General features: G+C 67.7%; 14 protein-coding genes. 12 read left to right on the top strand and 2 right to left on the bottom strand.

All coding sequences use genetic code 11. The annotated features are described in order from the left end of the window. Positions 1-7: 7 nt before the first annotated feature. Both CRP56_RS08445 and CRP56_RS08440 read left to right on the top strand, forming a co-directional pair. A complete protein-coding gene (locus tag CRP56_RS08445) occupies positions 8-910 on the top strand; it encodes a tRNA (adenine-N1)-methyltransferase (RefSeq protein WP_097261809.1) in 903 nt (300 codons plus the stop codon). A 209-nt stretch (positions 911-1,119) separates the two neighbouring features. Beyond that, entirely contained in the window at positions 1,120-1,701 is a 582-nt protein-coding gene (locus tag CRP56_RS08440; protein WP_097261806.1) for a hypothetical protein, read from the top strand. A 96-nt stretch (positions 1,702-1,797) separates the two neighbouring features. Here the strand turns inward: CRP56_RS08440 and CRP56_RS08435 are convergent, their stop codons facing one another. Continuing rightward, a complete protein-coding gene (locus CRP56_RS08435; RefSeq protein WP_097261804.1) occupies positions 1,798-2,103 on the bottom strand; it encodes a ferredoxin in 306 nt (101 codons plus the stop codon). Between the two features lie 574 nt (positions 2,104-2,677). Between CRP56_RS08435 and arc the strand changes: the two genes are divergently transcribed. The 6 genes from arc to prcA all read left to right on the top strand — a co-directional run bounded on the left by arc (position 2,678) and on the right by prcA (position 8,864). Continuing rightward, positions 2,678-4,444, top strand: coding sequence for a proteasome ATPase (gene arc / locus CRP56_RS08430; RefSeq protein ID WP_097261802.1), 1,767 nt, complete (start codon positions 2,678-2,680; stop codon positions 4,442-4,444). Positions 4,445-4,689: 245 nt separating this feature from the next. After that, entirely contained in the window at positions 4,690-6,201 is a 1,512-nt protein-coding gene (gene dop / locus CRP56_RS08425; protein WP_373559633.1) for a depupylase/deamidase Dop, read from the top strand. A gap of 188 nt (positions 6,202-6,389) precedes the next feature. Next, entirely contained in the window at positions 6,390-6,608 is a 219-nt protein-coding gene (locus CRP56_RS08420) for a ubiquitin-like protein Pup (protein ID WP_059196534.1), read from the top strand. Positions 6,609-6,774: 166 nt separating this feature from the next. Continuing rightward, positions 6,775-7,263 carry an endonuclease VII domain-containing protein gene (locus tag CRP56_RS08415; protein ID WP_373559632.1) on the top strand — a complete coding sequence of 163 codons (489 nt, stop codon included), beginning with the start codon at positions 6,775-6,777 and terminating at the stop codon, positions 7,261-7,263. Continuing rightward, positions 7,215-8,060 carry a proteasome subunit beta gene (prcB, locus tag CRP56_RS08410; protein WP_097261795.1) on the top strand — a complete coding sequence of 282 codons (846 nt, stop codon included), beginning with the start codon at positions 7,215-7,217 and terminating at the stop codon, positions 8,058-8,060. The genes CRP56_RS08415 and prcB overlap by 49 nt, the downstream gene beginning before the upstream one ends. A 66-nt stretch (positions 8,061-8,126) precedes the next feature. Continuing rightward, entirely contained in the window at positions 8,127-8,864 is a 738-nt protein-coding gene (prcA, locus tag CRP56_RS08405) for a proteasome subunit alpha (RefSeq protein ID WP_097261792.1), read from the top strand. Positions 8,865-8,943: 79 nt separating this feature from the next. On the opposite strand, the gene CRP56_RS08400 is transcribed toward prcA, so the two are convergent. After that, positions 8,944-9,963 carry a LacI family DNA-binding transcriptional regulator gene (locus CRP56_RS08400; protein ID WP_179850970.1) on the bottom strand — a complete coding sequence of 340 codons (1,020 nt, stop codon included), beginning with the start codon at positions 9,961-9,963 and terminating at the stop codon, positions 8,944-8,946. A 107-nt stretch (positions 9,964-10,070) separates the two neighbouring features. Here CRP56_RS08400 and CRP56_RS08395 point away from each other — a divergent pair, with 107 nt between their 5' ends. The 4 genes from CRP56_RS08395 to CRP56_RS08380 all read left to right on the top strand — a co-directional run bounded on the left by CRP56_RS08395 (position 10,071) and on the right by CRP56_RS08380 (position 14,270). Next, the gene (locus tag CRP56_RS08395; protein WP_097261787.1) at positions 10,071-11,330 is read left to right on the top strand and encodes an MFS transporter; all 1,260 of its coding nucleotides are present in this window, start codon (positions 10,071-10,073) and stop codon (positions 11,328-11,330) included. Between the two features lie 9 nt (positions 11,331-11,339). Continuing rightward, positions 11,340-12,701, top strand: coding sequence for a Pup--protein ligase (gene pafA, locus CRP56_RS08390; RefSeq protein WP_079311557.1), 1,362 nt, complete (start codon positions 11,340-11,342; stop codon positions 12,699-12,701). A 128-nt stretch (positions 12,702-12,829) separates the two neighbouring features. After that, positions 12,830-13,837: an FKBP-type peptidyl-prolyl cis-trans isomerase gene (locus CRP56_RS08385; RefSeq protein ID WP_097261784.1), complete on the top strand. Its 1,008-nt coding sequence runs from the start codon at positions 12,830-12,832 to the stop codon at positions 13,835-13,837. 61 nt (positions 13,838-13,898) lie between these two features. Beyond that, entirely contained in the window at positions 13,899-14,270 is a 372-nt protein-coding gene (locus CRP56_RS08380; protein ID WP_097261781.1) for an FKBP-type peptidyl-prolyl cis-trans isomerase, read from the top strand. Positions 14,271-14,379: the final 109 nt, after the last annotated feature.

Below are 14,379 nucleotides of genomic sequence, written 5' to 3'. Positions count from 1 at the left end.
TGTTCACATGTCCGAACCGACCGGTGCCGCCCGCAGGCGCGGGCCCTTCAAGGTCGGGGACCAGGTTCAGCTGACCGACCCCAAGGGCCGCCACTACACGTTCACGCTCGAAGAGGGAAAGAACTTCCACACCCACAAGGGTTCCTTCCCCCACGACGAGCTGATCGGCGCACCCGAGGGCAGCGTTGTCCGCACCACCGGTAACGTCGCCTACCTCGCGCTGCGCCCCCTGCTCCCCGACTACGTCCTGTCCATGCCCCGCGGGGCAGCCGTCGTCTACCCGAAGGACGCGGGACAGATCCTCGCCTTCGCCGACATCTTCCCCGGCGCACGCGTCGTCGAAGCCGGCGTCGGCTCCGGCTCGCTCAGCAGCTTCCTGCTGCGCGCCATCGGCGACCAGGGCATGCTGCACTCCTACGAGCGCCGCGAGGACTTCGCCGAGATCGCGCAGGCGAACGTCGAGCGCTACTTCGGCGGCCCGCACCCGGCTTGGCAGCTCACCGTCGGCGACCTCCAGGACAACCTGTCCGACACCGACGTCGACCGCGTCATCCTCGACATGCTCGCCCCCTGGGAATGCCTGGAGGCCGTCTCCAAGGCACTCGTCCCCGGCGGCATCCTGTGCTGCTACGTCGCCACCACCACCCAGCTCGCCCGGACCGTCGAGTCCATCCGCGAGATCGGCTCCTTCAACGAGCCGACCGCCTGGGAGTCGATGATCCGCAACTGGCACATCGAGGGCCTCGCCGTCCGCCCGGACCACCGGATGATCGGCCACACCGGCTTCCTGCTCACCGCCCGCCGCCTCGCCGACGGCGTCGAGCCGCCCATGCGCCGCCGCCGCCCCGCCAAGGGCGCCTACGGCGAGGACTACGCCGGCCCCAACGCCGACGGAGGCTCCGGCCGCTGAGGCGGCCCCGTGCCGCGTACAACGCAACCGCGCCGCGGCCGAGTTCCCGACACCCGCTCCGGAACTCGGCCCCGGCGCCTTTTCGTTGCCGACACCCCGCGTCCCGAGGTCCGTGCGACAACCACCGACCCCGCCGTTCCGCTCCCCTGTGACGTGTGGCACCATGCGGGACACCCCCACCGCCACAGCCCTCTCGGGAGTCACCCCTAGTGCAGCCCTCCGCGGTTCCGGAACTCGCTCACACGCACACCCGCCCCATCCACTGGGTGGCCACCGCCACCGCCGTGGCAGGCGTCGTAGCCCTCTCCTCGGTCCTCCAGCCGAATCCGGCCACCGCCGCCCAGGCCGCCGGCCCGCAGTCGCAGCAGGCCCCCGCAACCACCACCACCGCCCCGAACCCGGCCCACGTCGACTTCCCGATCGACTGCGGCCCCGTCAAAGCCCTGGTGGTGAAGAAGGCCTCCGGCGACCTCGACGGCGACGGCCGCCCCGAGACCGTCGCGGTCGTCCACTGCGACGCCCCGATGGGCACCCCGCCCGACGCCGTCTACGTCCTCACCCAGGCCGCCGACGCCAAGAAGCCCCGCGTCGTGGCCACCCTGATCGCCCCCAAGGCCCGCACCAACGTCAAGACCCTCACCGTCTCCGACGGAACCGTCCTCGCCGACACACTCGGCTACTCCTCGGACTCCGTACCCAGTTGCTGCCCGGACGTGCAGGCCAGCGTGAAGTGGCAATGGAAGAACGGCACCTTCCTGCGCTCCACCCCGGCGGGCGCACAGAGCGTCTGAGCCCCGCTCAGCACGCCACCACGGCCGCGACCAACTGACAGAGCGACACCAAGCGTTCCGGCCGGGGCGACACCGCCGACCGGCACCCGCGCGCGCTCACGCCACGTCGGGCCCGTACACCTCGACCCCGTCCGACACCCGGCGCACATGAATGCACTCGCCAGGGCACTCCTTGGCCGAGTCCACCACGTCCGTCAGCAACGGCAGCGGCACCGGCGTCGACGCACCCGCCGACTGCAGCAGCTCGTCGTCCGCGCCCTTCACGTACGCCAGACCATCGATGTCCAGCTCGAACACCTCAGGCGCGTACTGGACACAGATGCCGTCGCCGGTACAGAGATCCTGGTCGATCCAGACCTCCAGAGCCTGCCCCTCGACCCCGGCCTCCTGCTGCACGCTCACGTCTCCTGCCACCTCCGGTGCTCAACACCCCCGACCCTACCCCCGCCACCGTACGAACCCTCGGCCGCCGACCAGCCCCCCGGACCCGGCCACCTCATCGCGCGCCGGTGGAGTACCCCTCGAAAACACCTCGACCCCGCCTCGCGCACCGGTCCGGACACCCCCGCTCCACACCCGTGCGCCCCCCGTGCCACCGCCCGCCGGCCGCCCACCCACCGGCCACCACCATGACGCACCCCACCCATCCGCACACGCTCCGTCAACACCGCCCCGCCATCGCCCGACTACCCCCACCCCCGTGAAAACAAGCACCGAAGGCCCGATCACGGGGCTCCACGAGCCCACGACCGGCGGCGCTGCGGGCAACTCACCCCCGCCACGGAAGATTTCGAGCACTCCTGCCCAGGAACAGTCGGCTTCTGAATCACGTTGACTGGGTATTCAGACGGCGTGAGGGAGAGCGCAGGGTGACCGACGACACACCTTGACAGTCTTTGTGATCTAGGGGTTTCAATCGACACCCACCCAGGTAGGGTCTGGAAGCGTCCAGCTCCCCTTGGAGGAGGTGAGGACCGTGGCAGCCCACGACGACGACATGAACCGCGGCATCCGCCCGGGACGAGGGTCCGACGACCCGGCCGGGCAGATTGCCTACCTTGAGCAGGAGATCGCCGTCCTGCGACGCAAGCTCGCCGACTCTCCGCGGCACACGAGGATTCTCGAAGAGCGGATCGTCGAGCTGCAGACCAATCTGGCCGGCGTGTCCGCCCAGAACGAGCGACTCGCGAACACGCTCCGCGAGGCCCGCGACCAGATCGTGGCCCTCAAGGAAGAAGTCGACCGGCTCGCACAGCCCCCGGCCGGCTTCGGCGTCTTCCTGCAAGCCAACGAGGACGGCACCGCCGACATCTTCACCGGAGGACGCAAACTCCGGGTGAACGTCAGCCCCAGCGTCGACCTCGAAGAACTCCGGCGCGGCCAAGAACTGATGCTCAACGAAGCACTCAACGTGGTCGAGGCCATGGAGTTCGAGAGCGTCGGCGACATCGTCACCCTCAAGGAGATCCTCGAGGACGGCGAACGCGCCCTCGTGCAGGGGCACACCGACGAGGAAAGGGTGGTGAGGCTCGCCGAGCCCCTGCTGGACATCACCATCCGCCCCGGCGACGCCCTCCTGCTCGAACCCCGCTCCGGCTACGTCTACGAAGTCGTGCCCAAGAGCGAGGTCGAAGAACTCGTCCTCGAAGAAGTCCCCGACATCGGCTACGAACAGATCGGCGGCCTCGGCGGCCAGATCGAAGCCATCCGCGACGCGGTCGAACTGCCGTACCTCTACCCGGACCTGTTCAAGGAGCACGAACTCCGCCCGCCCAAGGGCGTCCTGCTCTACGGACCCCCCGGATGCGGCAAGACGCTCATCGCCAAGGCCGTCGCCAACTCGCTGGCCAAAAAGGTCGCCGAGGTCACCGGCCAGGCCCAGGGCAAGAGCTTCTTCCTCAACATCAAGGGCCCCGAACTCCTCAACAAGTACGTCGGCGAGACCGAGCGGCAGATCCGCCTCGTCTTCCAGCGTGCTCGTGAGAAGGCGAGCGAGGGCACTCCCGTCATCGTCTTCTTCGACGAGATGGAGTCCCTGTTCCGTACCCGTGGCTCGGGTGTCAGCTCGGACGTGGAGAACACCATCGTCCCGCAGCTGCTCGCCGAGATCGACGGTGTCGAGGGCCTGCAGAACGTGGTCGTGATCGGTGCCTCCAACCGCGAGGACATGATCGACCCCGCCATCCTGCGCCCCGGCCGCCTGGACGTGAAGATCAAGATCGAACGTCCCGACGCCGAGGCCGCGAAGGACATCTTCGGCAAGTACCTCACCGAGCGCCTCCCGCTGCACGCCGACGACCTCGGCGAGCACGGCGGCAGCAGGACGACCACCGTCGAGAGCATGATCCAGACGGCCGTCGAGCACATGTACGCGGAATCCGAGGAGAACCGCTTCCTGGAGGTCACCTACGCCAACGGTGACAAGGAAGTCCTCTACTTCAAGGACTTCAACTCCGGCGCCATGATCGAGAACATCGTCGGCCGCGCCAAGAAGATGGCGATCAAGGACTTCCTCGACCACAACTCCAAGGGCCTTCGGGTCTCCCACCTCCTCCAGGCGTGCGTGGACGAGTTCAAGGAGAACGAGGACCTGCCCAACACCACCAACCCGGACGACTGGGCCCGCATCTCCGGAAAGAAGGGCGAGCGGATCGTCTACATCCGTACCCTCATCACCGGAAAGCAGGGCGCCGACACCGGACGCTCCATCGACACGGTGGCGAACACCGGACAGTACCTGTAAAAAACAGGGCGGCTGCGGGTGCCCTCACCGGGTACCCGCAGCCGACTGTTTTCCAGGACACCGTCACAACCACAGGCGTGCAAGGCAATGACGCAAATGATCTCCCCACCAGCGCAAAGCCGTTCTAGGCTCTTCGGTACCGCCGAGTCGCGCAGTGCGGGGACGGGCACCGCACACGCACCGGAGCGCCAGCGGTACTTGAGCGCCGCCCCCGACCGAGGGCGCCGCCGGGCAAGGAGGGCCGCATGACCGTACGGCGAGTAATGGGCATCGAGACGGAGTACGGGATCTCCGTCCCCGGCCACCCCAACGCCAATGCCATGCTCACCTCGTCCCAGATCGTCAACGCCTACGCGGCGGCGATGCACCGGGCCCGCCGGGCCCGCTGGGACTTCGAGGAGGAGAACCCGCTACGGGACGCGCGAGGCTTCGACCTCGCCCGCGAGGCCGCCGACTCCAGCCAGCTCACCGACGAGGACATCGGCCTCGCCAACGTCATCCTCACCAACGGCGCCAGGCTCTACGTCGACCACGCACACCCCGAATACAGCTCCCCCGAAGTCACCAACCCCCGCGACGCCGTCCTCTGGGACAAGGCCGGCGAACGCATCATGGCCGAAGCCGCCGAACGCGCCGCCGCACTCCCCGGCGCCCAGCCCATCCACCTCTACAAGAACAACACCGACAACAAGGGCGCCAGCTACGGCACGCACGAGAACTACCTGATGAAGCGGGAAACCCCCTTCTCGGACATCGTGCGCCACCTCACCCCCTTCTTCGTCTCCCGCCAGGTCGTCACCGGCGCCGGCCGCGTCGGCATCGGCCAGGACGGCCACGAACACGGCTTCCAGATCAGCCAGCGCGCCGACTACTTCGAGGTCGAGGTAGGCCTGGAGACCACCCTCAAGCGCCCGATCATCAACACCCGCGACGAACCCCACGCCGACGCCGAGAAGTACCGCCGCCTGCACGTGATCATCGGCGACGCGAACCTCTCCGAGATCTCGACGTACCTGAAGCTCGGCACGACGGCCCTGGTCCTGTCCATGATCGAAGACGGCTTCATCGCCGTCGACCTGGCGGTCGACCAGCCCGTCCGCACCCTCCACCAGGTCTCCCACGACCCGACCCTGCGACGGCTGGTCACCCTCCGCAGCGGCCGGACACTCACCGCAGTCCAACTCCAGATGGAGTACTTCGAGCTCTCCCGCAAGTACGTCGAGGAACGCTACGGCGCCGACGCCGACGAACAGACCAAGGACGTCCTCGCCCGCTGGGAAGACACCCTCAACCGGCTCGAGAACGACCCCATGAGCCTCGCAGGCGAACTCGACTGGGTCGCCAAGCGTGAACTCATGGAGGGCTACCGACGCCGCGACGGCCTGGAGTGGGACGCGGCCAAGCTCCACCTCCTCGACCTCCAGTACGCCGACGTACGCGCCGAGAAGGGCCTCTACAACCGCCTCGCGGCCCGCGGCCGCATGAAGCGACTCCTGGACGAGGCGGACGTCGAGCGGGCCCGTACGAAGCCGCCAGAGGACACACGCGCCTACTTCCGCGGGCGCTGCCTGGAGCAGTACGCCGACGACGTCGCCGCGGCCTCCTGGGACTCCGTCATCTTCGACCTCCCGGGCCGCGACTCCCTCCAGCGGGTCCCAACCCTGGAACCACTACGCGGAACGCGAAATCACGTCAAGGAGCTCCTGGACCGCTGCCGCACGGCGGAAGACCTGGTCAGGGTCCTCTCCGGCGGCTGAGCGGGTACTCGGGCAGTGTCGGCCGGACAGGGTGGAAATCCCTCCGTCCGGGAATCATCGAGGTGGCCCCCGCACGTTGAGGAAACTGCGGGGCCGATGTCAGACCCGGCTTGTAGGGTCTGATCATCACCGAACGGCGGATAGCCGACCTGGCGACCATGTCGGGCGAAACGAGCGGGGTGAGGGTTATGTCAACCAAGGACACCGGCGGCGGCCAGCAGAAGGCGACGCGCTCCACGGAAGAGGCCGAGGAGCAGACTGCGGAAGCGCAGGGCTCGGAAGACCTCAAGGAGCGCCACGAGAAGCTGAGCGATGACGTGGACTCGGTTCTCGATGAAATCGACGACGTACTCGAGGAAAATGCCGAGGATTTCGTGCGCTCCTTCGTGCAAAAAGGTGGAGAGTAAAGGTCGTTTGGCCACTTTGCCTTCGAAGTGAAGGTGGCGGGGGAATAGGGTGGTTGACGAGCCGAACGCGAAGGAGTGCAGAAAGTGCCAGCGAGAGCTGCCGCTTGCTGCATTCGCGCGAGACAAGAATCGGCGTGATGGCCTCCAGGTGCACTGCCGGGAGTGCGTGGCGGAATACAGCGCCGCGTACTACCGGCGGCGCCGGGAATCCATGGGCAAGGCGGTCCGGGAGCCCGTGGAGGCCCCGGCCGGGCACAAGCACTGTCGGACCTGCGGCGAGGTCAAGCCACACAGCGAGTGGCATCGCAACGCAACAGCGTCCGACGGCTTGTCGACACGCTGCAAGGCGTGTCGGGCGGTCCAGGGGAGACAGGATCACCTCAAGCGTCAGTACGGCATGACGGAAGCCGAGCGTGACGAGATGGTCGCCTCACAGATGGGCCTCTGTGTGATCTGTCTGAAGGCCCCGGCCGTTCATGTGGATCATTGCCACAAGACGGGTAGGGTCCGTGGCGTACTGTGCTTCAACTGCAATTCGGCCATCGGCAAGTTGGGAGACGATCCCGACGCCGTCCGCCGGGCCGCCGCTTACTTGGAAGGAATCGCGTGGAAGCCAACACTCGTAGCACCGGGCGTCTACCAGCTGCCTTCCTGACGCCAGGGTCCTCGTCCTTCATGGACTTCCTCTCCGAGCACCAGCCGGAGATGCTCCCCGGAAACCGTCAACTCCCGCCCACTCAGGGCGTGATCGAGGCGCCGCACGGGACGACCATCGTGGCCGTCACCTTCCCCGGGGGCGTTGTGCTCGCCGGTGACCGGCGAGCCACCATGGGCAATGTCATCGCGCAGCGGGACATCGAGAAGGTGTTCCCGGCGGACGAGTACTCGGCGGTGGGTATCGCCGGTACCGCCGGCCTTGCTGTCGAGATGGTGAAGCTCTTCCAGCTGGAGCTGGAGCACTTCGAGAAGGTGGAAGGCGCTCAGCTGTCGTTGGAGGGCAAGGCCAACCGGCTGTCGACCATGATCCGGTCCAACCTCGGCATGGCCATGCAGGGGCTGGCCGTGGTGCCGCTGTTCGCGGGGTACGACGTCGACCGGGAGAGGGGGCGGATTTTCTCCTACGACGTCACGGGCGGTCGTTCCGAGGAGCACAACTACGCCGCCACCGGTTCCGGGTCGATCTTCGCGCGCGGTGCGATGAAGAAGCTGTTCCGTGAGGATCTGACCGAGGAGCAGGCGACCACGCTGGTGGTGCAGGCTCTGTACGACGCGGCTGACGACGACTCGGCGACCGGTGGTCCCGATGTCGCCCGCCGGATCTATCCGATCGTCACCGTGATCACCGAGGACGGTTTCCGTCGGTTGACGGACGAGGAGTCGTCCGACATCGCCCGTTCGATTCTGGAGCGGCGTCTGGAGCAGCCTGACGGTCCGCGGGCCGCGCTGCTGTAGGCGGTCGGCGCTCCGGTTCTTGTTCAGGTGATCGCAGTGACTTCTACAGAAAGGGACGGATAACCGGTGTCGACGCCGTTCTATGTCTCCCCCCAGCAGGCGATGGCCGACCGGGCGGAGTACGCCCGTAAGGGCATCGCGCGTGGCCGCAGCCTGGTTGTGCTGCAGTATGCCGACGGCATTGTGTTCGTCGGTGAGAACCCGTCCCGTGCGCTGCACAAGTTCAGCGAGATCTATGACCGGATCGGTTTCGCGGCCGCCGGTAAGTACAACGAGTACGAGAACCTGCGGATCGGTGGTGTGCGGTATGCCGATCTTCGTGGGTACACGTACGACCGTGATGATGTGACCGCGCGTGGTCTGGCGAACGTGTACGCGCAGACGCTGGGCACGATCTTCTCCTCCGCGGCCGAGAAGCCGTACGAGGTGGAGCTGGTCGTGGCGGAGGTCGGTGACACGCCTGAGGGCGATCAGATCTATCGGCTGCCGCATGACGGTTCGATCGTGGACGAGCACGGTTCGGTGGCGGTCGGTGGTAATGCGGAGCAGATCAGCAGCTATCTCGATCAGCGTCATCAGGACGGTATGAGTCTGGCCGAGGCGTTGAAGCTCGCGGTGCAGGCGTTGTCGCGGGACACGAACGGTACGCAGCGGGAGATTCCGGCGGAGCGGCTGGAGGTCGCGGTGCTGGACCGTACGCGTCCGCAGCAGCGGAAGTTCAAGCGGATCGTGGGTCGTCAGCTGGCGCGGCTGCTGGAGACCGATGGTGCGGAGACCGAGGCGGAGAGTTCCGAGGAGGAGTAGTCCGGTCCCTCTGCGGTTGTTCTCTGCGCTCACCCTTTTTGTGCCCCGGCCCGGGTCTCCCGGTCGGGGCACAGGGCGTTCAGGGGGTGCTGGGCGGGGCTGTGGAGGCGCGTACGACGAGTTCGACGGGGATGTCCCCGGCGTCGGGTGTGCGGCCGTCCAGGACGGTCAGGAGGGCTTGCATGCCGCGTTCGCCGAAGAGCTCGGCGTCGAGTCGTACGGTCGTGAGTTCGGGGTCGAGGGCGGCGGCGAGGGCGATGTCGTCGACGCCGGTGACGGAGACGTCGTCGGGGATGCGCAGGCCGCGGCGGCGGAGGGCTTTGTAGACGCCGGCGGCGAGTTTGTCGTCGTCGCAGACGACGGCGGTGGGGTGGTGGGGGCCGGGGGCTGCGAGGGCTGCTTCGGTGGCTGCGAGGGCGCCTTCGATGGACATGGGGGTGTGGGCGGTCCGGAGTGATGTTCCGGGGGTGGCCGCGAGTCGTTCGGCGAGGGCACGCGCGCGTACTTCGAAGGTCCAGGAGGGGATGTCGGCGGCGAGGTGCAGGAAGTGCCGGTGGCCGAGGCCGAGGAGGTGGTCGGCGATCTGGTGGGTGCCGTCGGTGATGTCGAGGTTGACGGTGGCGGCGCCGAGGCTGCCTTCGGGGTCGCTGTCGAGCATGACGAGGGGGAGTTGGTCGCCGCGGATGGCGGTGAGGGCGTCGGCGGCCATGGAGGAGGCGATGACGCCGTCGAGGGCGGCCGGGGCGGAGGCGAAGGGGTCTCGGGCGGGGCCGACGCCTTCGGGGGAGGGGTAGAGGACGACGCCGAAGCCGCGTTCGGCGGCGACGCGGGCGGCGCCGGTGTAGACGCCGGCGAAGAACTCGGTCGTCAGGGCGGGGACGACGAGGAGGACGGTGCGGGTGCGGCCGAGGCGGAGGTTGCGGGCGGCGAGGTTGGGGCGGTAGCCGAGTTCCCGCGCGGCTTGCCGTACCCGCTCGGCGGTGGTCTCGGAGACGCGGCCGCGCCATTTGTCGCCGAGTACGAGGGAGACGGCGGCCTGGGAGACGCCGGCGGCCTGGGCGACGTCGCGGCTGGTGGGGCGGGTGCTGCCTCGTGCCACCGTGTGCCTGCTCTTTCGTCTGGACTCGTGAACAGCGCACATGGTACGTATGACTCGGGACGTTATACGTAACACTTGAGTGCTGTCGGCGAGGAAGAGGGCGGAACATGGCCGCGGGATACCTGGAGATCCTCAGGGCTAGGCATGCGACGCGGCTGCTCGTCGGCACGCTCGTGGGGCGGCTGCCCAACGCCATCGCGGCGATCGCGATCGTGCTGTTCATCCGCTCCGAGGGCGGCACCTACAGCCTCGCGGGCGCGCTGGCGGCGGTGTACGGGGTCGCCAATGCCGTGGGGCAGCCGGTGCTGGGGCGGCTGGTCGACCTGTACGGGCAGCCGCGGGTGCAGCTGCCGGCCGCGGTCCTGTCGGCGCTGGCGATGACCGCCTTCGCCTTCACCGGCACCGAGCCGCTCGTGCTGTCCTACGCCGCCGTGGCCGCCGCCGGTCTCTTCACGCCGCCCCTGGAGGGCGGTCTGCGGGCGCTGTGGTCGTCGGTCCTGCACCGGGAGGACCAGGTGCACACGGCGTACGCGATGGACGCCGTGGCGCAGGAAGTGATGTTCACGGTGGGGCCGTTGCTGCTGACGCTGTGCGCGTCGCTGTGGTCGGCGCAGGCGGCGTTGCTGGTGTTGAACGTCCTCGGGGTGCTGGGGGCGCTCTCCGTGGTCGTGTCGCAGCCCTCGCGCGCGTGGCGGTCGGCGCCGCGGGAGGCGCACTGGCTGGGTGCGTTGCGCTCGCCGGGGTTGCTGGCGTTGCTGGCGGCTTTCCTGTTCGTCGGTGCCTCGCTGGGGTCGATCGCGGTCACGTCGGTGTCGTATGCGGACCATCACGGTGGTGACGTGGTGTACGGCTGGATGATGGCGGGCCTGGGGCTGGGTGCGCTCATCGGTGGCACGGTGTACGGGGCGCGGCAGTGGACCGGTGAGCCGGCGCGTCGACTGCGGGTGCTGGTAGCTCTTCTGGCGGCATGTCAGGTGCCGTTGATGCTGCGGCCCGGTCCGGTGGCGATGGTGGTGCTGACCGTGCTCGCCGGGCTGTTCCTGGCGCCGGCGATCGCGTGTGCGTTCGTGCTGGTCGACCGGCATGCGCCGCGGGGCACGGTCACGGAGGCGTTCTCCTGGCTCGTGACGACGTTCACGGTGGGTTCCTCGGTCGGAACGGGCCTCGCGGGGCCGGTCGTGGAGCGCGGTGGGGCGCTGTGGGGGTTCGCCGTGCCGGCGGTCACGGGGGGTGTGTCGTTGCTGGTTCTGCTGGCCACCGGGCGGGTCCTCGCAGCTCCCGGCAGGGGGGCGGTGGTTGCGGCTTCATCGGAAAATGATCCAAACCGTGCTGCCGAACCCCGTTTCAGCACAGGGGATCGGGCGTAATGTTCACTCATGGACCGCCGCATTTTCGGGCTGGAGAACGAGTACGGCGTCACATGTACGTTCAGGGGACAGCGACGCCTGTCTCCCGACGAGGTGGCGCGGTACCTCTTCCGCCGTGTCGTGTCATGGGGCCGCAGCAGTAACGTCTTTCTGCGAAACGGCGCCCGCCTCTATCTCGATGTCGGGTCACATCCGGAATACGCGACTCCCGAATGTGACAACGTGACGGAACTGGTCACGCACGACAAAGCGGGCGAGCGCATTCTCGAAGGACTCCTGGTGGACGCCGAACGACGCCTGCACGAGGAAGGAATCGCGGGCGACGTCTACCTCTTCAAGAACAACACCGACTCGGCCGGCAACTCCTACGGCTGCCACGAGAACTACCTCGTCGCCCGCCACGGGGAGTTCTCCCGGCTCGCGGACATCCTCATTCCGTTCCTCGTCACGCGGCAGTTGCTGTGCGGTGCCGGCAAGGTGCTGCAGACGCCGCGGGGCGCGGTCTACTGCGTGAGTCAGCGGGCGGAGCACATCTGGGAGGGCGTCTCCTCGGCGACGACCCGTTCGCGCCCGATCATCAACACGCGTGACGAACCGCACGCGGACGCCGAGCGTTACCGTCGTCTCCACGTCATCGTGGGCGACTCGAACATGTCCGAGACGACCATGCTGCTGAAGGTCGGGGCGACCGACCTGGTGCTGCGCATGATCGAGGCGGGCACGGTGATGCGTGACCTGACGCTGGAGAACCCGATCCGGGCGATCCGCGAGGTCAGCCATGACATCACCGGCCGGCGCAAGGTGCGTCTGGCCAGCGGCCGGGAGGCCTCCGCGCTGGAGGTGCAGCGCGAGTACTACGAGAAGGCCGTGGACTTCTGTGAGCGCCGCGGTATTCGTACGGGCACCGTCGAGCAGGTCCTGGAGCTGTGGGGCCGCACGCTGGACGCGATCGAGGCCGAGGACCTCGACCGGATCGGTACCGAGATCGACTGGGTGATGAAGTACAAGCTCATCGAGCGGTACCGGGCCAAGAACAACATGACCATGTCGCATCCGCGGGTCGCGCAGATAGACCTCGCGTATCACGACATCCACCGTCGTCGCGGGCTGTACTACCTTCTGGAGCGGAAGGGGCAAGCGGCCCGTATCTGCAACGACTTGAAGATCTTCGAGGGCAAGTCCGTGCCCCCGCAGACCACTCGGGCCCGGCTGCGCGGTGACTTCATCCGCCGGGCCCAGGAGCAGCGCCGGGACTTCACCGTCGACTGGGTCCATCTCAAGCTGAACGACCAGGCGCAGCGCACGGTGTTGTGCAAGGACCCGTTCCGTTCGGTGGACGACCGGGTGGAGAAGCTGATCGCCGGTATGTGAGTCGGGTGTTCCGGCCGGATTGCCGGAACGCAACACGGGCGCCGTACGTTTTCCGTACGGCGCCCGTCTCACGCCGTAGAGTTGCGCGCACGCCATCAACAAGATCGATCGATTACGAGGCTCTCACCGTGCGCCGACGCTCACTTCTCATTGCCGTACCCGCTGGAATGGCCACACTCGCCGCGTGCGGTGACGAGGATTCCGACTCGAGCAAGGCGAGCGAGAGCACGTCTCCGTCTCCCTCGGCGTCGGAGACGTCCGCCGCGCCGGCGCCGAAGATCGTCGACGGTCCGCTGCCGGCGATCACGGCGGGGACCAAGTTCGGTGAGAAGCCGACGGTCGCCAAGGGCAGCGGTGATCCGTCGGACCAGGTCGCGGTGAAGACGGTGATCGCGGGAGGCGGCCAGACGGTCGCGGAGAACGACTACATCCAGGCGAACTACCTGGGCCAGATCTGGGACACGGCGAAGGTCTTCGACAACTCCTACGACCGCAAGACGCCGCTGGTGATCCAGCTCGCCCAGGGCTCGATCATCGACAGCTGGCGCTATGCGCTGGCGGGCAAGAAGGTCGGCAGCCGGGTGCTGATGTCCACGGCGCCGACGTGGGGGTACGGCAAGACGGGCAACTCGCAGGCGGGCATCAAGGGCACCGACACGCTGGTCTTCGTGGTCGACATCGAGGGCACGTTCAACGCCAAGAGCTCGGCCAAGGGCAAGACCGTCGCCCAGGACGACAGCAAGCTGCCGAAGGTGAGCACCAACACCGACGGCAAGGCGCCGACCATCGACGTGCCGAAGGCTGACGCGCCGACCAAGCTGGTCGCGGAGTACGTGATCGAGGGCGACGGCGACGAGGTCAAGGCGGAGAACACCGTGCTCGTCCAGTACAAGGGCGTGCTGTGGGACACCGGCAAGGAGTTCGACTCGACGTACAGCCGCAAGGCGCTGACGTCGTTCTCGCTGCAGCAGGTCGTCAAGGGGTGGGCGCAGGGTCTGACCGGAAAGAAGGTCGGCAGCCGCGTCCTGATCGTGATCCCGCCGAAGCTGGGCTACGGCGACAACCCGCCGGCCGGCAGTGGCATCTCGAAGGACTCGACGCTGGTGTTCACCGTGGACATCCTCGCGAAGATGTGAGCCCTGTCAGGGTGTAAGACTGTCCCTGTTGCCTTTCCGTGAACAAGCAGGAGCTAGTGACGTGAGCATCGACAAGCCCGAGATCGACTTCCCGGGCGGCGAGCCCCCGGCGGACCTCGAGATCAAGGACATCTGGGAGGGCGACGGCGAGGTCGCGCAGGCCGGTCAGAATGTGACCGTGCACTACGTGGGTGTCGCCTTCAGCACCGGCGAGGAGTTCGACGCCAGCTGGAACCGCGGTACGCCGTTCAAGTTCCCGCTCGGTGGCGGCCGCGTCATCAAGGGCTGGGACCGGGGCGTGCAGGGCATGAAGGTCGGTGGCCGTCGCCAGCTGACCATCCCGGCGCACCTCGCCTACGGCAACCAGAGCCCGACCCCGGCGATCAAGCCGGGCGAGACGCTGATCTTCGTGGTCGACCTGATCGCCGTCTGATCGTCCCATCTGACGTGTGATCGTCACACGATCGGTCTCGATCGGCTGGGGCCCATGCCTGTCCGGGCATGGGTCCTCGGCTTTTGCCACGCCACCGCGGGGCGGTACG

Source organism: Streptomyces sp. TLI_55, from assembly GCF_900206255.1.
Classification (GTDB): domain Bacteria; phylum Actinomycetota; class Actinomycetes; order Streptomycetales; family Streptomycetaceae; genus Streptomyces; species Streptomyces aquilus.
The sequence above is the reverse complement of the archived record's forward strand: the minus strand, read 5'-3'. Positions and strand labels throughout refer to the sequence as shown.